General features: G+C 60.3%; 18 protein-coding genes. 5 read left to right on the forward strand and 13 right to left on the reverse strand.

Annotation, left to right across the window (positions count from 1 at the left end; all coding sequences use genetic code 11):
* Window positions 1-174 precede the first annotated feature (174 nt).
* The 6 genes from ACQY1P_RS19515 to ACQY1P_RS19540 all read right to left on the reverse strand — a co-directional run bounded on the left by ACQY1P_RS19515 (window position 175) and on the right by ACQY1P_RS19540 (window position 6630).
* A complete protein-coding gene (locus tag ACQY1P_RS19515; RefSeq protein WP_092659665.1) occupies window positions 175-1491 on the reverse strand; it encodes an ABC transporter substrate-binding protein in 1317 nt (438 codons plus the stop codon).
* Window positions 1492-1644: 153 nt separating this feature from the next.
* Window positions 1645-2598 carry a sugar-binding transcriptional regulator gene (locus ACQY1P_RS19520; protein WP_113167285.1) on the reverse strand — a complete coding sequence of 318 codons (954 nt, stop codon included), beginning with the start codon at window positions 2596-2598 and terminating at the stop codon, window positions 1645-1647.
* A 77-nt stretch (window positions 2599-2675) separates the two neighbouring features.
* On the reverse strand, window positions 2676-3251 hold the full coding sequence (locus ACQY1P_RS19525; protein WP_430254997.1) for a Fic/DOC family protein: 576 nt from the start codon (window positions 3249-3251) through the stop codon (window positions 2676-2678).
* Window positions 3248-3442 carry a hypothetical protein gene (locus ACQY1P_RS19530; RefSeq protein WP_062461281.1) on the reverse strand — a complete coding sequence of 65 codons (195 nt, stop codon included), beginning with the start codon at window positions 3440-3442 and terminating at the stop codon, window positions 3248-3250. The genes ACQY1P_RS19525 and ACQY1P_RS19530 overlap by 4 nt, the downstream gene beginning before the upstream one ends.
* Before the next feature lie 99 nt (window positions 3443-3541).
* Window positions 3542-5389, reverse strand: a complete 1848-nt coding sequence (locus tag ACQY1P_RS19535; protein WP_192077696.1) for an ABC transporter ATP-binding protein — start codon at window positions 5387-5389, stop codon at window positions 3542-3544.
* A 77-nt stretch (window positions 5390-5466) separates the two neighbouring features.
* Entirely contained in the window at window positions 5467-6630 is a 1164-nt protein-coding gene (locus tag ACQY1P_RS19540) for a M20 aminoacylase family protein (RefSeq protein ID WP_430255000.1), read from the reverse strand.
* Between the two features lie 321 nt (window positions 6631-6951).
* Between ACQY1P_RS19540 and ACQY1P_RS19545 the strand changes: the two genes are divergently transcribed.
* The 3 genes from ACQY1P_RS19545 to ACQY1P_RS19555 all read left to right on the forward strand — a co-directional run bounded on the left by ACQY1P_RS19545 (window position 6952) and on the right by ACQY1P_RS19555 (window position 10758).
* Entirely contained in the window at window positions 6952-8661 is a 1710-nt protein-coding gene (locus tag ACQY1P_RS19545; protein WP_430255002.1) for a peptide ABC transporter substrate-binding protein, read from the forward strand.
* Window positions 8662-8828: 167 nt separating this feature from the next.
* Window positions 8829-9839, forward strand: a complete 1011-nt coding sequence (locus tag ACQY1P_RS19550; RefSeq protein ID WP_062461290.1) for an ABC transporter permease — start codon at window positions 8829-8831, stop codon at window positions 9837-9839.
* Window positions 9832-10758 (forward strand): ABC transporter permease, encoded by a 927-nt coding sequence (locus ACQY1P_RS19555; RefSeq protein ID WP_092659653.1) that lies wholly within the window; start codon window positions 9832-9834, stop codon window positions 10756-10758. The genes ACQY1P_RS19550 and ACQY1P_RS19555 overlap by 8 nt, the downstream gene beginning before the upstream one ends.
* A gap of 414 nt (window positions 10759-11172) precedes the next feature.
* Here the strand turns inward: ACQY1P_RS19555 and ACQY1P_RS19560 are convergent, their stop codons facing one another.
* Window positions 11173-12114: an HWE histidine kinase domain-containing protein gene (locus ACQY1P_RS19560; protein ID WP_244474087.1), complete on the reverse strand. Its 942-nt coding sequence runs from the start codon at window positions 12112-12114 to the stop codon at window positions 11173-11175.
* A 381-nt stretch (window positions 12115-12495) separates the two neighbouring features.
* Window positions 12496-13290, reverse strand: a complete 795-nt coding sequence (locus ACQY1P_RS19565; RefSeq protein ID WP_062461304.1) for a response regulator — start codon at window positions 13288-13290, stop codon at window positions 12496-12498.
* 168 nt (window positions 13291-13458) lie between these two features.
* Here ACQY1P_RS19565 and ACQY1P_RS19570 point away from each other — a divergent pair, with 168 nt between their 5' ends.
* Window positions 13459-13641, forward strand: a complete 183-nt coding sequence (locus ACQY1P_RS19570; RefSeq protein WP_062461941.1) for a NepR family anti-sigma factor — start codon at window positions 13459-13461, stop codon at window positions 13639-13641.
* Window positions 13638-14204, forward strand: a complete 567-nt coding sequence (locus ACQY1P_RS19575) for an RNA polymerase sigma factor (RefSeq protein WP_174196858.1) — start codon at window positions 13638-13640, stop codon at window positions 14202-14204. Before ACQY1P_RS19570 ends, ACQY1P_RS19575 begins: the two co-directional genes overlap by 4 nt.
* A gap of 237 nt (window positions 14205-14441) precedes the next feature.
* Here the strand turns inward: ACQY1P_RS19575 and ACQY1P_RS19580 are convergent, their stop codons facing one another.
* From ACQY1P_RS19580 to ACQY1P_RS19600, 5 genes are all read right to left on the reverse strand, one after another.
* On the reverse strand, window positions 14442-14891 hold the full coding sequence (locus ACQY1P_RS19580; protein ID WP_430255004.1) for a hypothetical protein: 450 nt from the start codon (window positions 14889-14891) through the stop codon (window positions 14442-14444).
* 2 nt (window positions 14892-14893) lie between these two features.
* Window positions 14894-15244 (reverse strand): DUF883 family protein, encoded by a 351-nt coding sequence (locus ACQY1P_RS19585; RefSeq protein WP_062461311.1) that lies wholly within the window; start codon window positions 15242-15244, stop codon window positions 14894-14896.
* 256 nt (window positions 15245-15500) lie between these two features.
* On the reverse strand, window positions 15501-16898 hold the full coding sequence (locus ACQY1P_RS19590; RefSeq protein WP_430255006.1) for an amidase: 1398 nt from the start codon (window positions 16896-16898) through the stop codon (window positions 15501-15503).
* 33 nt (window positions 16899-16931) lie between these two features.
* A complete protein-coding gene (locus tag ACQY1P_RS19595; RefSeq protein ID WP_430255008.1) occupies window positions 16932-17750 on the reverse strand; it encodes an ABC transporter permease in 819 nt (272 codons plus the stop codon).
* The gene (locus tag ACQY1P_RS19600; protein WP_430255010.1) at window positions 17747-18697 is read right to left on the reverse strand and encodes an ABC transporter permease; all 951 of its coding nucleotides are present in this window, start codon (window positions 18695-18697) and stop codon (window positions 17747-17749) included. The genes ACQY1P_RS19595 and ACQY1P_RS19600 overlap by 4 nt, the downstream gene beginning before the upstream one ends.
* Window positions 18698-18941: the final 244 nt, after the last annotated feature.

Consider the following 18941-nt stretch of genomic DNA (forward strand, 5'->3'; position numbering starts at 1 on the left):
TGAGGCCCCTCCCCGGAGGTAAGCGCGCCGCACGCGGCCAGAGGAGGACGCGAAGGCATGATCTTGTTTTTATAGGGTAGCGTGCTGGAACAGCGAGATGCAGTTCAGCATCCAATCGTCATCCTGTGATCTGCTGCCCGGCACGGATGCCGGACAGCAGTGTCTTGACCAAGCTTACTTGATGTAACCGGCGCGGGTCATGTCGCGGGTTGCCGTTGCCTGAGCGGCGGCAAGCGCGTCGTCGACCGTGGACTGGCCGGCGATGACAGCCGAGAACAACTGACCGACAGTGGTGCCGAGAGCCTGGAATTCAGGGATCGCGACGAACTGGCCACCGGTATAAGGCACCGGCTTGACGGTCGGCTTGGTGATGTCGGCAGCGTCCATGGCAGCAAGCGTCGGAGCTGCGAAGGCGGCTGCCTTCTGGTAGTCCGCGTTCTTGTAGAGCGAGGTGCGCGTGCCCGGAGGAACGTTGGCCCAGCCTTCCTTGGCAGCAACAAGCGTCGTGTATTCCTTGCTGGTTGCCCAGGAGATGAACTTCTGAGCCGATTCAGCCTTCTTGGACGATGCCGGAACGGCAAGGTTCCAGGACCACAGCCAGTTGCCGTGGTTGGCGACGCCTTCCTTGCTTGGGAAGAGCGCGTAACCGACCTTGTCGGCAACCTTGGAGTCCTTCGGGTTCGATACGAACGATGCAGCGACGGTCGCGTCGATCCACATGCCGCACTTGCCCTGCTGGAACAGCGTCAGGTTTTCGTTGAAGCCGTTGGACGAAGCGCCTGACGGGCCGGAATTCTTCATCATGTCGGCGTAGAAGGTAAGTGCTGCCTTCCATTCCGGCTGATCGAACTGCGGCTTCCAGTTTTCGTCGAACCAGCGTCCGCCGAACGAGTTGGTCAGCGCCGAAACGAAGGCCATGTTCTCGCCCCAGCCGGCCTTGCCACGAAGGCACATGCCGCTGATGTCGGCCTTGCGGTCGGTCATCTTCTTGGCAGCGTCAGCGATGAATTCCCAGGTCGGGGTTTCCGGCATTTTCAGGCCGGCTTTTTCGAACAGGTCCTTGCGGTACATGATCATGGCGGATTCGCCGTAGAACGGTGCCGCATAGAGCTTGTTTTCAACCGAAAGACCGCCGCGGATCGCTGGCAGCAGGTCGTCCATGTCGTACTTGTCGCCGAGACCTTCGAGCGGCAGAAGCCACTTCTGCTTGGCCCAGATCGGAACTTCGTAGTTGCCGATCGTGACGATGTCGTACTGGCCGCCACCAGCCGCGATATCGGTCGTCACGCGTTCGCGCAGGACGTTTTCTTCGAGCGTGACCCACTCGACCTGGATGTCCGGGTTCGCCTTGGTGAACTCGGACGTCAGGCCCTGCATGCGGACCATGTCGCCGTTGTTGACTGTCGCAATGGTGAGGGTTTCGGCAGATGCAGTCGTGGCCACAAAGGCCAGAGCTGAGCAGGCGCCCAGCAGAATAGTTTTCATGGTCATATCTTCCTCCCGAGAAGATGGAATGCGAGCATTCGCTTTGCTCATGGGCAATTACCCACATAAAGCTAGCGCAAGTCAATGGGAATTCATCGCTGCGATGCAACCGAAAGCGACAATTCACTGAAATTTCAGGCAGAATTCTATCTGCCGCGCTTAAGCAGTAAGCAGATACCGCGCGGCGGCCTCGTCGGTGATGATGCCGTTGAGCAGTCCGCCTTTCAGGGCTGCGCGCATGGCGACCCATTTCTTCTTGCCTTGGGCAATGCCAATGACACAGCATGTCTCGCGCGACGGGATCGGCACGGAGGCCACCCGGCCGTTGACGGCATTGTCGAGCAACTCACCCTGCTGATCGTAGATCCAGCCGCAAATTTCGCCCGCGGCACCGCGATCGACCAGCGACACCATTTCGTCGCGCTCCAGAAATCCGTCGACGCAGAGCGGCGCATCGACGCCGAGTTCGCCGATCCCGACAAAGGTGACGTCGGCTTGTGCCCCGAGCGCAAGTGTCGAGCGCACGAGCGCCTGGTCATGCAGCGTGTCGCGCTCCTCGATGGAGGCACAAAGGACCGGCAGCGGCATCGGAAAGTGCCGCGCCTTGATGGCATCGGCCATCGAGAAGATGACGTTGTAGTAGGCGGCCGACCCGTCCGGCCCGATATTGCCGGTCAGCGACACGATACGGTGCTGCGGGCATTCCATCGGCGGCAGCTGATCGACAGCGGCTTTCAGCGTCCGACCTGTCCCAACCGCAATGATGATCGGATCCGGCCGTTTCAGCCAGCGCTCGATCTCGCCCGCGCCCGCTTCGGCGATACCGACCGTGGATGAACTGCCCCCCGGATCGCTCGGCACGATTTCCGCATGCTTGAGATCGTATTTCTTGCGCAGCCCTTCAGCGAGTTCGAGACAAGCGGAGATCGGATGGTCGAGCCGGACCTTGATCAACCGCTCGGCAACCGCAAGCGACACGAGCCGCTGGGCCGACTGGCGGGAAATGCCCATGGCATTGGCGATCTCGTCCTGGGTCCTCCCCGCGACGTAGTAGAGCCAGCCCGCGCGCGCAGCATCGTCAAGCCGGCCTTGGGTATCACTCCGTTTAGCCATGGCAGTAAATCTCCTCTGGTCGATTTGCTGACATGTTTTTTGAGGGGCTGTCAAATGGGGATGGGGAAACCATGCCCTCAGGGAGAGCTTTTGCCCAAAGCCTCGGAGAGGACAGTCTCCATCATTTGATAATTGCTAATCTGCGCCTGTTTCGAAGCCTCGATCCAACCTGCGGGATCGATTTTCGTCAGATCGAGCCAATGTCCGGCCTGTCCGCAAAGCTGTTTCAGATAATGTGCCTGCGTGCGGCCATTGCCCTCGCGGAACGGATGGACATAGTTCACGTCGCCAATAATCGGCGCGACTTTCGCGGCAAATTCAGGCCTCTGGAGACCACGGAGATAATTGCCTGCCGTGATGCGTCGATGGACATCGGCCATGCCGGTCTCGATATACTGCCGGAACTGGAACTGGCTCGACCCTTTGGAAATCTCCACGGTCCGGACCTCGCCAGCCCAGTCGTACATATCCTGAAAGAGATGACGGTGGATGGCCCGCAGATGCTTCAGGTCGAAATTACCCACGGGGATTTTCTGGCGACTACGCATCGTCACGATTTCGCGCTCGTGATAATCAAGCTTATCGACGTCCGAAATTCCTAGTTTATTTTTAAGCGTGCGCGTCCCCGGATAAACGTAGGGGTCGTCGTTCATTCTGCAGCGTCGGAAAGCGATGCATCGCGTGCACGCCCCAGAATATAAGCAACCTGTTTTTCTTCAGGCCAGCGTTCCCGATCGAACATTTCGAACATGGCAATTTGCTCAGCGTCGAGCGGGTTGCCCTCGATCATCTGCAGGTGCGCTGCTTCCAGTGTCCGCTGGCGGATATCATCCCTGTCGCTCATGCAGCCATCATACTGCAGATCGCGAAATCCGACAAATGATAGATGCGAGGCGGCGCCCCAGTTTGCGCCGCCTTCGCGTTCGTTCCGGGCCGTCCGACGTCAGGCCACCTGCACGACGTGGCCTGCGCCGACTTCGCGATATTCCCGCACCGGCGGCACGAAATCGACCGATCTGATCGGGCTCTTGATCTCTTCGGTGGAAAGGTTGCGCTTGATCCGGCGCCGTGACGGATCCGGCACCGGCACCGCCGACATCAGTTTCTTCGTGTAGGGATGCTGCGGGTTTTCAAACACCGCCGCACGCGGGCCGATCTCGACGATTTCGCCCAGATACATCACTGCCACCCGGTGGCTCACGCGCTCCACCACGGCCATGTCGTGGGAGATGAACAGGAAGGCGAGGTTCAGAGACTGCTGCAGGTCGAGCAGCAGGTTGCAGACCTGCGCCTTGATCGACACGTCCAGCGCCGACACCGCTTCGTCGGCAACGATCACCTTCGGATCGAGCATCAAAGCCCTGGCGATCGCGATGCGCTGCCGCTGGCCGCCTGAAAACTCGTGCGGGAAGCGCCGCATCATGTCGGCCGAAAGTCCGACCTTTTCGAGAAGGTTCGCCGCCTTTTCGCGCGCCTGCGCCTTGGTGCCGAGCTTGTGCTCGATAAACGGTTCGGCGACGGCAGACCCCACGCTCATGCGCGGGTTCAAGGAAGCGAACGGATCCTGGAACACCATCTGGATCGACCGGCGCATTGTTCGAAGCGCATGCTGATCGAGGCTCATCACGTCATATCCATCAACCTGCACGGTACCGCTGGTCGGCGTGATCAGCCGCGTCACGGACCGTCCGGTGGTCGACTTACCGCAACCTGATTCACCCACCAGCGCAAGCGTTTCGCCGGCATAGAGATCGAACGAGACCTTTTCCACCGCATGCACCGCCCCGGACTTGCGTCCGAGAAGGCCGGAATGGATGTCGAACCGCGTCGTCAGGTCCTTCACGTCGAGGATCGGCGTCTTGCCCTTGGCGACCGTGTCGAACACTTCGCCCAGAACCTGCTGTTCGCCGGTGTTGACGTCGATCAGCGGAAACCGCATCGGCAGCTTGCTCTGCCCCATCGAACCCAGCCGCGGCACGGCGGAAAGAAGCGCCCGCGTATAGGCATGCTGGCCGCGGTGGAAAATATCGCCGGTCTGGCCGGTTTCGACCGCGTCGCCACGGAACATCACGATTGTCCGGTCGGCCACTTCCGCCACCACGCCCATGTCATGGGTGATGAACAGGACGGACATGCCCTCTTCTTCCTGCAGCATCTTGATGAGGTCGAGGATCTGCCCCTGGATCGTCACGTCCAGCGCCGTCGTCGGCTCGTCGGCAATCAGAAGCTTCGGCTTGGCCGCAAGCGCCATGGCGATCATCACGCGCTGGCGCATGCCGCCGGAAAACTGGTGCGGATATTCGTCGAACCGGCTTTTGGCATTGGGGATGCGGACTTTTTCGAGAAGCCGTATCACCTCTGCCTTTGCCTCGGCCTTGGAGATGTTGGTGTGAACCGTCAGCGCCTCGGCAATCTGCTTTCCGATCGGAAAGATCGGATTGAGCGAGGTCATCGGCTCCTGGAAGATCATCGAGATATCGTTGCCGCGCACGCGCCGCATCTCTTCCTCCGGCAGGGCCAGAAGCTCCTTGCCCTGAAGAAAGACCTGACCCTCGATGCGGCTCGAATTCTTCTGCAACAGCCGCATGATCGACAGCGACGTTACCGATTTTCCGGAGCCGCTTTCGCCCACGATCGCAACCGTCTCGCGCGGTGCCACATCGAACGAGATGTTGCGCACAACCGTCTTCCATTCGTCGTTCACCTTGAACGACGTCGTCAGGTTCTTCACAGACAGGACCGGAGTGACCGATCCGCCAGACTGTTCCATCGCAGGTCCGGAAAGCAGCATGCATGTTTCCTTGGTTTAGGCGGCCCCGTCGCGACTGAGTGGCGGCATCGCGAGGGGCCGGTCGGAAGAGGTGACGATCAGGCGGCGAGCGCCGTTTCGGCAAGCGAAACCCAGTAGCTCACGCCATAGGGGATGGCCTCGTCGTTGAAGTCGTAGGCGGCATTGTGAAGATTGGCGGTATCGCCATTGCCGAGGAAGATGAAGGCACCCGGCCGCTGCTCCACCATGTAGGAAAAGTCTTCGGCGCCCATATGCGGTGCCGCATTGGCGTCAACCTTGCCCTGGCCCGCCACTTTCGAGGCGATCCCGACGGCGAAATCGGTCTCGTTGTCATGGTTGAAGGTGACCGGATAGCCGCGATTGTAGGTGACTTCGGCCGTTGCTCCGTGGGCGATCGCGGTCGCCTCGGCGACTTCCTTCAGGCGTTTCTGGGCAAAGTCGCGCGTCTCAGGCAAAAGCGTGCGCACGGTGCCGGCAAGCGTCACGAAGGCCGGAATGACGTTGCTCGCCTGGCCGCCATGGATCGATGCGACCGTGACAACCAGGGATTTCAGAGGATCCGTCTCGCGGGAAACGACGGACTGCAGCGCGATCACCACATGCGATGCGGTCAGCACCGGGTCGATCGAAAGGTGCGGCTGCGCGGCATGGCTGCCACGACCGGAAATGGTGATCTCGAACGTATCGGCCGCCGCCATGATGCCGCCCTTGCGGATCGAGAAACTGCCGACCGGAAGCGCCGGTGCGTTGTGCATGCCATAGACTTCCTTGATGGCGAACTTGTCCATCATCCCGTCCTCGATCATCGCAAGCGCGCCTGCGCCGCCTTCTTCGGCAGGCTGGAAGATGACAGCGACGGAGCCCTTGAAATTGCGGGTCTCGGAAAGATACTGGGCCGCACCCAGAAGCATTGCGGTATGTCCGTCATGGCCGCAGGAATGCGCCTTGCCCGGTGTTTTCGAAGCCCACGGCACGCCCGATGTCTCAAGAATCGGCAGCGCATCCATGTCGGCACGGAAGCCGATAACCGGGCCATCGCCCTGGCTGCCCTTGATGATGCCGACGACGCCCGTCTTGCCGATGCCGCTCTCAACCACGTCGCAACCAAAGGCTTTCAGCTTCTCGGCAACGAAGGCTGATGTGTAGTGAACGTCGTAGAGAAGCTCAGGATTCTCGTGCAGATGGCGTCTCCATTCTGCAACCTGATCCTGCATTTCGGCGACGCGATTGATGACAGGCATTTGGGCAATCCTCTAGATTTATTGGTATTTCCAGTCTCGAAGGCTGCGATATTGCGACGGCTTCGTTGGAATTTGCAAGCGTCAATTTTCGCCCTTGAACACAAAATAGGCCTATGCTTAGATGGCTCAAATTTTGATCACCTCAGCATATTGCGGGTATCAAATGTAATATACGACCTACTTTTCAGGAGGATGCGGGAATTCTAATCTGCGACGCGCCAGGGAAGACAGGGCGCCATGCAGCTCGACGGCATCGACACCGGCAAACGGGCGATCCGGGCACTAAAATCGAGACAAATCAACATCAAGGGGAATAGCAGCATGAAGAAGTTGAAGCACCTATTGGTCGGCACGGTGGCCGTGCTCGCCCTGGGTGGCACCGCAGCCCACGCCGAGCGCGGCACTGACGGAGACCTGAAGGCCCTGTTCTGGCAGGCCGTTTCCACGTTGAACCCGTATCTTTCGGGCGGCACGAAGGAAGTCTTTGCATCCTCGATCGTGATTGAGCCCCTCGCCCGCTACGACGAAAAGGGCGAACTGGTTCCGTGGCTCGTCACCGAGATCCCGACGGTCGAAAACGGCGGCGTTGCAAAAGACCTTCTCAGCATGACCTGGAAGATCAAGCCGGGCGTCAAATGGTCCGACGGCACGGCGTTTACCGCTGAAGACGTGATCTTCACCTGGAAATACTGCACGGCGCCGGATGGCGGCTGCGCCCAGGCGGCCCAGTACGAAGGTGTCAAGAATGTCGAGGCGATCGACCCGAACACCGTCAAGATCACCTTCACCGAACCCAAGCCATACCCCTACTCGGCCTTTGTCGGCGCCCAGTCGCCGGTCATCCAGGCCAAGCAGTTCAAGGATTGCGTCGGCGCCAAGGCTCCCGGCTGCACGGCCGCCAACTTCGGACCGATCGGCACCGGCGCCTTCATGGTGGCCGATTTCAAGCCGAACGACGTCATCACCTTCAAGGCCAACCCGAACTACCGCGATCCGGCAAAGCCTGCCTTTGCGTCGATCACCCTGAAGGGCGGCGGCGATGCGGCCTCTGCGGCTCGCGCCGTGCTTGAAACCGGCGAATACGACTATGCTTGGAACGCCCAGGTCGAGCCGGAAGTGCTGCAGACCATGCTCGCTGCCGGCAAGGGCCGTCTTGAAATCTCGTTCGGCACCCAGGTCGAGCGTATCAACCTCAACCACTTCAACGCCGATCCGTCGCTGGGCGCCAAGCGCTCCACCAAGGAAGCAGGCCCGCATCCGTCCCTGAGCGATCCGGCCGTGCGCCGTGCACTGTCGCTTGCCATCGACCGCGACATCATCGTCGAGGCCGGCTACGGCCAGTCCGGCAGGGCAACCTGCAACATCGTGCCCGCACCGGAAGTCGTCGCCTCCACCAAGAACGACAGCTGGTGCCTGAAGCAGGATATCGAAGGCGCCAAAAAGCTGCTCGAAGATGCCGGCTGGAAGAAGGGTTCCGACGGCATCCGCGCCAAGGATGGCGTGCGCCTTTCCTACCTCTACTCCACCTCGACCAACTCGGTTCGCCAGGCGACCCAGGAACTGGTCAAGGCGATGTGGGCGGAAATCGGCGTTGATGCGGAACTCCGCAACGCATCTGCCTCGGTCTTCTTCGGTGGCGACCCGGCAAGCCCGGACACGTTCCAGAAGTTCTATGCCGACGTCGAAATGTACACCAACAACTTCGATGGCACGGATCCTGAAAAGTATCTGGCGGAATGGCTGTGCGACAAGATCCCCGGCCCGGCAAACGGCTGGCAGGGACAGAACATCCCGCGCTACTGCAACCCTGACTACGACAAGCTGGTCGGCGAACTCTCCAGAACCGCCGATCTCGACAAGCGCGCAGCGCTCGCCAAGCAGCTCAACGACATGCTGACCGAGGAAGGCGCGCATATCACGCTCGTCCACCGCGGTGACCAGTCGTCCTTCGCAGCCACCCTCGAAGGCATCAAGATGAACTCGTGGGACAGCCAGGTGTGGAACATCGCTGACTGGTCGCGCAAGAAGTAAAGCAAAGCAGCCGGCAGCACACAAAGCTGCCGGCGTCCTTCCCGCTTGAGACTGGCATGATCTTTCCGAACTTCGGGCTCGGGAAGATCCGATGCGGCACATCAGGACTTCGCGCCCTATCACCGCACTATGCGGCATGATCCGGCGTCGTCTGGAGTAATTCGTACATGTTCACATACACGTTGCGACGATTGTTCTTCGCAATACCGACCCTGCTGGTCATCAGCTTCGTCATTTTCGCGTTGCTCGATCTGGCACCAAACGATCCGACCGGCGACCTGCCTCTGACGATCCCGCCGGAAGTCCGCGAACAGATCCGCGCCTCGCTCGGCATGGATCAGCCGTTTTTCATGCGCTATCTCTACTGGCTGCAGCAGTTCTTCATCAACGAGCCGCTGAATATTCTCGAACGCCTCACAGGCTGGCAGTTCGGCGATGGTCAGCGCATGCGTGTCCTCTCCTGGGCTACCCGCAGCCCTGTCGTTGATCTCATCGTCCAGCGCCTGCCGCAGACGCTGTGGGTCGTCGGCCTCGCCTATCTGTTCGGCATTCTGATCGCCGTTCCGATCGGCGTCATCTCCGCCTACAAGCAGTATTCGATCTTCGACCAGGTCGGCACCTTCGTCTCGATGGTCGGCTATTCGGTGCCGACCTTCTTCACCGGCGTGCTCCTGATCGTCATCTTCTCGTCCTACCTGCAGTGGTTCCCGTCGGTCTACGATACCAATCTGCAGGTCACGAACTTTGCCACCTTCGTTGCGCAGGCAAAGCAGATGGCAATGCCGGTGGCGGTTCTGGCGCTTTACAACGCGTCGCAGATCACCCGCTTCGTGCGCGCATCCATGCTCGACAACCTGCATCAGGATTATGTCCGCACCGCCCGCGCCAAGGGCGTCAAGGAAAACGTCGTGCTGCTCGTCCACGTTCTGCGCAACAGCCTGATCCCGGTCGTGACGGTGATTGCGCTCGGCGTACCCACGATCTTCTCCGGCGCCATCATCACCGAACAGATCTTCCGCGTGAACGGGCTGGGGCAATTGCTGATCGTCGCCGTCCAGGGCGCCGATATTCCTCTCGTTCAGACACTGACCTTCATCTTCGCGGTGCTGATCGTACTCTTCAACCTAATCGCCGACGTTCTCTACGGCATTCTTGACCCGAGGATCCGGTATGACTGACGCGACAATCGCAAACCCCGCACCCGCCAGGGCGTCATCCCCAACACGCTCCGCTATGGCCGACATGTGGCGGCAGTTCCGAGCGCATAAGGGCGGCGTCGCCGGCCTCATCGTCTTCACCTTCATCGTTCTGGCTGTCTATGTCGGCCCCTATATCCACAGGGTCGCGCCCAACCAGCTGAACATCCGCGAGAAGAACCAGTGGCCGTCGCTGGCGCATCCGTTCGGCACCGATAACCTCGGCAAGGACATGCTGGCCCAGGTTCTGGCCGGCGGCCGCATCTCGCTTGCGGTCGGCATCACCGCCATGCTGCTCGCGCTCTTCCTTGGCACGCTGGTGGGGGTCCTCTCGGGCTACTTCCGCAGGCTGGATGGGCCGTTGATGCGGTTGACGGACCTGTTCCTGGCCCTGCCGCTTCTGCCGCTTCTGCTCGTGATCCTGCTTCTGTTCCGCGATACGCTGCGCGCAGCCTTCGGACCGGAGACCGGCATCTTCATCCTGATCGTGGTCGTCATCGGCGTCACGAGCTGGATGCACACGGCACGTATCGTGCGTGGCGATGTGCTTGCGGTCAAAAGCCAGGAATTCATCCTGGCGGCGAAATCGAGCGGCATGCGGGAATACCGGATCGTGCTTCGGCATATTCTGCCCAACGTCCTGTCCTCGATCATGGTGTCTGCGACGCTCGGCATTGCCTCGGCCATCATCACGGAATCGTCGCTGTCCTTCCTCGGCCTCGGCTTCCCGTCGGATTTCCCGACCTGGGGACGATTGCTGTTTGACGGCGCCAACTTCCTGCAGCTGACGCCATCACGCGTGCTATGGCCAGGCCTTGCGATTTCTGCAACGGTTCTGAGCGTCAACTACATGGGCGATGCAATCCGCGATGCGCTCGATCCGAGAACCCTGAAGCGCTGATTTCAGCGCTCCAGATACGACCCGGAACGGCGGCGAAAGCCGCCGTTTTCCGTTGCGTCGTCCGCTCTCATTTTTTCTTCGATTTTTTGAAAATATGCCGGAACCTAATTCCCGGACGCCCGTTCTACTGATGTCTGAAGGCGACCCCCCGTCCCCCGCCCTACAAAGAGCCTTCGGACATACTCTTCAATCCCCCTCGAAGAGAAGAACTGGCTCGGCTCCCTAGTGGAACCGAGCCAGCTCCGTTTTGGGCAGCCGCTATCGCCGGCACGACTTGTTCCCTTGTGACGTGAAAACATGGCGCCAAGCAACGAGCCTCGCATGGGGCTATCCCCGTGGCTCCACATTCGCGAACAGCCCGATGCTTCGATCATCGGGCCTTCGCATCATGTGGGGAATTGGTTGGCCCGACCTTCAGTCGCTGGCGCCTTCGAGCGGAAAGCTCAGGCGGTACTGTATGCGATCGTTGGAGATCACATATCGTGCCTTTCCGTTGACGGACGCAGGTACCACCCGTTCGAGAACCGTGCTGCCGAAATGCGATCGCATCCCGTCCTCGCTGACGTCGACGCTGTCGTTTTCTATCAACGCCTCGTCCCAGACGATCTCAAGAACGTCATGCCCATCCACGTGCACCCGGTTGGCCGCCACTTCGATCGGCAGGCGGCTGCGCATGACGGAGCCGTGACTGACGGCGTTGACCACCAGTTCGTGCAGTGCCAGCCCCACATGCAGCGATGCATTGGGCGTCAGCAGCACGTTGTCACCGCCCATGCGGACGAGATGCTTGTTGTCGGGAAGATACTTTTCGGTCTGTTGTTGAACCAGATCGAAAAGATAGGCGCCGCGCCAACTCGAATCGGTGATAAGGTCCTGACTCTGCGACAGCGAATAGAGCCGCCCACGGAACTTGTGCAGGAAAAGATCGAGCGACCCTGAATAGCGCGCCGTCTGCAGCGCGATGCTCTGGATGATCGCAAGCAGGTTCTTGGAGCGGTGACTGACTTCGCGCAGCAAGGCCCGGAGCAACCGCTCACGATGCCGCTCTTCCGACCGGTCATTGATCGTGGTGACCAGATGCAGGTTCCCGCCTTCGACGCCGACGGCCTGGACGCGGAATTCGAAGACCTGGTCCGAACCCGCCGTGACCTCGATATGGCCTTTGCGGCCAAGCTCGGTCATTTCCGATTTCAGCGTGTGGAGTTTCGCAGCCACGTCGTCGCCGAACAGGCTTGCATCGCTTGGCGCATCCACGCCTTGAAGCGACCAGACCTGAGGCAGGTTGGCAACGAGAAGGTAATTCTGCTGGGTGTCCTGGATAATGATGCATGCGCCGAGATCAATCAGCGCTGGCATGAAAAACTCACGCAACTTGTCATCACTCTGACCAGCTTGCTGCCATGTCAGCGGATGCGTCACTTGGTAAACTCCGTTGCGACTTCCAGGCGAACGGAAGTCTGAATATAGACTTCCGCAACTCATTCAAGTTCAAAATCTTATAAAGTGTCGGTCTTGTCGAAACAACCCAACCCTTTGGTAATCCTTAGCTCTAACGAGACGTACCAACCAGGCCAAATCTCTTTTTCAATATCCGCAGGTAAGTATCCCACGGACGCTTTAAATCAAGGGAAGACATCGCTCGGCATCATAACGGGAAAGCAAGCGGGGCGTTCCGATATCCCAGAACGCCTCTCTTTGGGGTTTGTTCCTGCCTAAAATCGATCGATGGCAGATAGATCAGGCAGCAGCCTTAACCGCGTCATTGAAGAACAAGGCCTGGCTGATGAGAGCCTTCACCATATCCGGATTGAAAGGCTTGGTGACGAGGAAAGCAGGCTCAGGCCGCTCGCCGGTCAGCAGACGCTCTGGGAATGCCGTGATGAAGATCACAGGGACATTGGAGGACTTCAGGATCTCGTTGACCGCGTCGATGCCAGAGCTTCCGTCCGCCAGCTGGATATCGGCGAGAACCATCTTCGGCTGCGATGTCTGGAACAGCGATACCGCTTCCTTGTGGGTACGGGCGATACCCGTGACGCGGTGACCAAGGTCCTGCACCATCTGCTCGATGTCGAGCGCGATCAGCGGCTCGTCTTCGATGATCATGATATCGGTCGCGACCTGGCGGGAGATTTCGCGCGAGGCTTCGTCGAGAAGCTTGTTCACTTCACCAACGCTGATATCGAGAACTTCAGCCGCTTCCTCAATCGTGAAGCCTTCGACCGAAATCAGAAGGAAGGCATGACGGGACTGCGACGGAAGGTTCGAAAGGTTAGCCGCTGCGCGCTGTTCCCAAGCAAACGGCGAGTCGATCGGCCGGATCTCGATTGAAGTGGAACCAAAAATTGCGACAAACAGTTTGTAAAGCGATACACGATCCTTAGACGACTCCGGAAAGATGGAGACGTCCGCGATCAGGGCCTCGAGGACCGCCGCGACATAGGCGTCTCCCGATGTCTGCGATCCGGTAACGGCCCGCGCATAGCGGCGCAGATATGGAAGATGAGACGCAACGCGTGAGGTCAGTGACATAAAAAAATACTCCCCGGGACCCAATGAGGGCAATTGACGGACTAATAACGTGGGTACTTAAAAAAAGTTCCGCAAGGGTGGAACTTTTTTTCGATCCGCGAATTGTGAGGTGACGATATCGAACAGGCCATTTGAGTGATGAGTGACGACAACACAAAAAAAGATGACATGACAACAAGCCAATCTCAAGAAGCAAGGCCTGGGTCAGTGTCTCCCAACGCCTCGATCTCTCGCAAACTGCGTGAATTTTATGACGCAGTCCAGGAGGAGGGTATCCCCGATCGCTTCCTCGATCTGCTCGAACGGCTCGACCATGCCGAGCGCAACGCCAAGTCGGTGGATGCGAAATGAGCCAGGAAGAAGACAACGACGATCGCATTTTCAAGCGCGACCTTTTGGCATCGCTGCCGAACCTGCGCGCTTTTGCCGTCTCGCTGACCGGTCGTCACGACAAGGCCGATGACCTTGTCCAGGACACGATCATGAAGGCGTGGGCGAACCAGAAGAGCTTTACGGCCGGCACCAACATGCGGGCCTGGCTGTTCACGATCCTGCGCAACGAATTCTACAGCCAGATGCGCAAGCGTGGCCGCGAAGTGCAAGACAGCGACGGCCTGTTCTCCGAACGCTTTTCCGTGCACCCCGAACAGTATGGTCGCCTCGACCTGCAGGATTTTCGTGCAGCGCTCGACAAGCTTCCGGACGATCAGCGCGAAGCGATTGTTCTCGTCGGCGCCGCAGGCTTTGCCTATGAGGAAGCTGCAGAGATCTGCGGTTGCGCTGTCGGCACGATCAAGAGCCGCGTCTCGCGCGCCCGTACACGCCTACAGGAACTGCTTGGCGTATCCGGCGAGGTCGATTACGGCCCGGATGCCGGTGACGCAGCCATCACGTCCCGCGCCTTCGGCGGCTGAACGTTCAGCGAAGTACATGTAAACTCATAGACGCCGCCTTCACGGGCGGCGTTTTTGTGTGTTTCGCGTAGCGCCAGACAACTGCCCTCCCCCGTGTTTGCAGAATTCTGAATAGCACGCAACCCTTCGCTCCGGGCGAGCGTCGACCAGAGCCTCATGACAATCCGACAAGACACAAAAAAAGCTGCCGGAACTTGTCCGGCAGCTCGATGATCGAAAGACGAGTAACGGCTGGTGTTACTCTCCAGAATTTGTAAAGCGACGACGCGTCCTGCCACCGCTCAGGGCGAGGAAGCCGAGGCCCCCCGCGATCGATGCAAACATCAGGGGCTTCGACTTCAGAAGAAGCGGAACCGCTGTGAGTGCTGCCGTCAAAGCCAGCGTCTTGCCGCTATTGGCGGCCACTGCCTGCTTCTTGCGCTTGACTTCCGCTCTCGCGGTGAGCGTCACCGAAAGGTAGAAAATAACGGCCAGCAGCAGCGCGCCGCCTGCAACCACCAGAAGCGCTATGGGAAGGCCCCAGAACTGCGACAGATGAACGGCAAGTGCCGCAACGCCCAGCACATAGGCCGTCAGCACGAAAAGTGCAGCCAACCCATACAGCATGATGTTGCGCTTCAGCCGCTCCGTAAATGCCGCGATATCCATCGCGGCAAACGAAGCGATAAGGGGACCAAGGCCCATCATCTTTAGCGACGCGACAGAAGAGCGAAGACGAAGCCAACGCCGGCTGCGATCGCGATCGACTGGATAGGTGCCTTGCGGATCTTCGCTTCCAGGTCGCGCTCGAACGAGATCGCCTGCTCGCGGGCAGCTTCAACCATCTGCATGGACGCATCGGTCGCATCGGATGCGGCGCGACGGGCCTTGCCCTTCACTTCACTCGCCGTGCTGCTGCCGACGGCGCCGACGGTCTTGGCAAGCGACGAGATATCTTCGCGGAGCTGCTGCAGCTGCGCTTCGATGTCAGACGTCGTAGCAGCACCGGCGGCGGTGCGAGCGCGGGCAATTTCGGCATTCGTGGAAGTAGCTGCGGCCATGGAGATCTCCTGTTTCTACGGATCTTGGCGCCGCGCGGAAGGCGCGGGCTTTGCGGAAAGGTTCAAACGACATGCAAACTGTGAGGCTAGGCGAAGATCGGGATATCAGGCCCGGCCGTGTTCGAAAGGATGCCTCTCGCACATCATACTCCACCAGACGCAAAGTGCACGCATTCGTCTGCCAAAATGAAACGCGGCGAAACCGTGAAGGTTCCATCGCCGATTTTTGCGCTCGGACCTTCACTGGACGGGCAGATCAGGGCGTAAGTCTCGGCTCTGGCCAGTTGGTCACGCCGCCGGTCCACTGCTCAAACGCATGCGACAGCTTCAGAACGAGCACGTCTGCGAACCGGGGCCCGACGATCTGCAGCCCGATTGGCATTCCGCTGCGGGAGAAACCGCAGTTGATCGAGGCGGCCGGCTGCTCCGACATGTTCCACGGCACCGTGTAGCCGATATGCTCGAACGGTTTCAGAGGATCGTTGGTCGGCGATGCCCAGTCGGCCGGATAGGAGACGATCGGGTTGGTCGGCGACAAAACCGCATCGACGCCGGAGAAGAGTCTCGCACAGGCCTTGCGCATCTCGTTCGTCTGGTTGAAACCGCGCACCGCCTCGACGCCGGAAACCGAAGCCCCGCCCTTTGCCCATTCGAAGATGTAGGGCAGGATCTGCGCCTTGCGCTCGTCCGGCATCGCCTCGATATCGCCCCAGAACCGCGCCCGCCAGAAACTGTCGAGCCCGTCCAGCATCGTCCGCGTCATGACGGGCGCAACCTCCACGATCTCGGCCCCCGCCGCCTCGAACCGCTTTGCCGCAGCCGTCACCGCCGCGCGCACCTCGTCGTCGAGAGAGATCCCGATGCCCGCATCCAGCATCAGGCCGATCTTCATCCCCTTGACGTCGATGTCGAGATCCACCCAGTCGAAGGCGTTGGGCGGCAGCGATGTCGCGTCGCGCCAGTCGGGGCGCGACAGGGTCGCCATGGCGATCGCACTGTCTTCCACCGTCCGCGTCATCGGGCCGGCACAGCGCCCGACAAAGAACGGATCGACCGGAATGCGGCCCTGGCTGGGCTTGAAGCCGAAAAGCCCCGTCCAGCCGGCCGGCAGCCGGATCGAACCGCCGATATCGGTGCCGATATGCAGGGGTCCGAAGCTCGAAGCCGCAGCAGACGCCGCGCCGGCACTGGATCCGCCCGGGTTCTGCGTCAGGTTCCAGGGATTTCGGCTTAAGGGGTGAAAGCTGGAAAGCCCTGACGACAGCATGCCGTAATCGGGACATGTGGTCTTTGCGAAGATCACCGCGCCGTCCTCGCGCAGCCGTGCAGCGGCCGGCGCATCGCTGGCCGCCGCCGTCAGCTCCGTCGCGGCGGTCCCGAGCGGCACCGGATGCCCTTTCGTGGCGATCAGTTCCTTGATCGTCACCGGAATGCCGTCGAGCATCCCAAGCGTCTCGCCCTTCGCCCAGCGCTCGGTGGACGCTTTCGCCTGTTGCCGTGCGCTGTCCGGATCGTAGAGGTAGAGCGCCTGAACTTGGTGTTCGAACGCCGAAACCCGTGCCTCGACCACCTCCCAGTATTCGAGCGGCGAAAGCTTCTTCTGCGCATAAAGAGAAAGTATGTCCCGGATCGTCAGTTTCAAAAGGGCGTTCATGAAAAGTCTTTCACTCAGGTCGTCGTTTGAAAATCATGGTGTCGAGCGCGGATCGAGAAGGTCGCGCAGACCATCGCCGAGCATGTTGAGGCCCAGCACCGCGATCGCGATCGCCAGCCCCGGCATCAAGGCGAGCCAAGGCGCCTGCCCAAGGAACGTCTGCGAATCCGCAAGCATCCGCCCCCAGGTCGGGTTCGGCGGCGGCATGCCGAGCCCGAGATAGGAAAGCCCCGCCTCGGTCAGGATCGCGAGACCGAGCTGGATCGTCACCTGCACGATGATCTGGTTCGAAATATTGGGAAGAATGTGAACGAACGTGATCTTCAGTTTCGAACGCCCCATGCCGATAGCCGCCGCCACATAGTCGCGCGTCCAGATCTGCCGTGCCGCGGCAAGCGTCAGCCGTGCAAACACCGGCACCATGAACGTGGCGATGGCAAATACCGCCGTGAACCGGCCGGATCCGATAAAGGCGCCGAGCATCATCGCCGACAGGATCGGCGGAACCGCGAAGATGATGTCGCAGCCGCGCATCACGATTTGCTCCACCCAGCCGCGCCGCATCGCCACCACCGTGCCGACCGCCGTGCCGATCGTGGCACCGATCGCCACCGCAAGCAGCGCGGTAGACAGCGAATTCCAGGCGCCGACCATCAGCGCGGAAGCGACATCGCGTCCGAACTGGTCGGTCCCGAGCAGGCCGAATTCGAATGGCGGCTTCAGCTTGTTGACGATATTCATCTTCGACGGCGGATAGGGCGTCCAGACCAGCGACAGAAGCGCCACCAGAAACAGGAACAACGTCACGACAAGTCCGGCAAGAAGAACGGGACGGCGCAGCAGATGCCTCATTTCACCCCCACCCTCAGCCGAGGATCGATCACCAGGTAAAGGAGGTCGACGAGGAAGTTGACGACGATGACAAGAGCCGAGAAAAACAGGACGACGTCCTGCATGACCACGATGTCACGCTGCGCCAGCGACTGGTAGGCAAGCCGTCCGAGACCCGGCAGGTTGAAGACGTTTTCGACCAGCACTGCACCGGCGATCAGGAAGGTGAACTGCATGCCGATCATCGTCACCACGGGCACAAGCGCATTCGGCACCGCATGGCGCCAGAGGGCTGCCCCCTCGCCCAGTCCCTTGGCACGGGCGGTGCGCACGTAATCCTCGTTCATCACGTCCAGCACCGCGGCCCGCGCAACCCGCGTCAACACGCCCGCCTGCGGCAGCGCCAGCGCGATCGCCGGCAGCAGCAGCGCCTGCAGCCCGGCCAGCAGTCCCGCGTCCCAGCCCGGAAATCCACCCGCCGGCATCCAGCCGAGCAGCGTCGAAAACAGGATGATCGACAGCAGCCCCACCCAGAAGGCCGGTACCGCGATACTGACATAGGACACCGCGCCGACGAAGGCATCGAACATGCCATTATGCTTCTTCGCCGCCTGCACGCCGAGAGGAACGGCAATTCCGACCGAGAGTAGAACCGCCATCAACGCCAACGGCAGCGTCACCGTCAACCGCTCCGCAATCAGCCCCACAACCGGCACGCCATAGGTATAGGACTGCCCGAGATCGCCCTGAAGAACACCCCAGAGCCAAGCGAGATAACGCACCGGCAGCGGCTGATCGAGCCCCATCTGGGCTCTCAGCGCCGCCAGCGTTTCCGGGCTCGCGGACGTCCCGAGCACAATCGCCGCCGGATCCCCCGGCAAGAGACCCATGACGACGAAGATCAGCAACGACACGACGAGAAGCGTGACGACGAGCGACAGGATGCGCCGGATAAGGATGGAGATCATGGGGCACACCCTCCAAGATCCCTCATTCCTGTGACGTGCACAGGAATGAGGGAGAGCTCACAGATGCGAGGCAGACAGTCCCCGAGTTCCGCCTGGGTGGCTTGGATCCACATTCCGCACGTTCCTGCTGCATCCCACCCCTCATCCGCTCGCCGGCAGCTTCTCCCCGCGCGGGGAGAAGGACCAATGCCGTACCCTCCCGACGCCTCTGCTGAAGCACCTCCCTCGATCCAGGCATATTGCT

Source organism: Neorhizobium sp. DAR64872/K0K18 (assembly GCF_050500175.1).
Lineage (GTDB): Bacteria > Pseudomonadota > Alphaproteobacteria > Rhizobiales > Rhizobiaceae > Neorhizobium > Neorhizobium soli.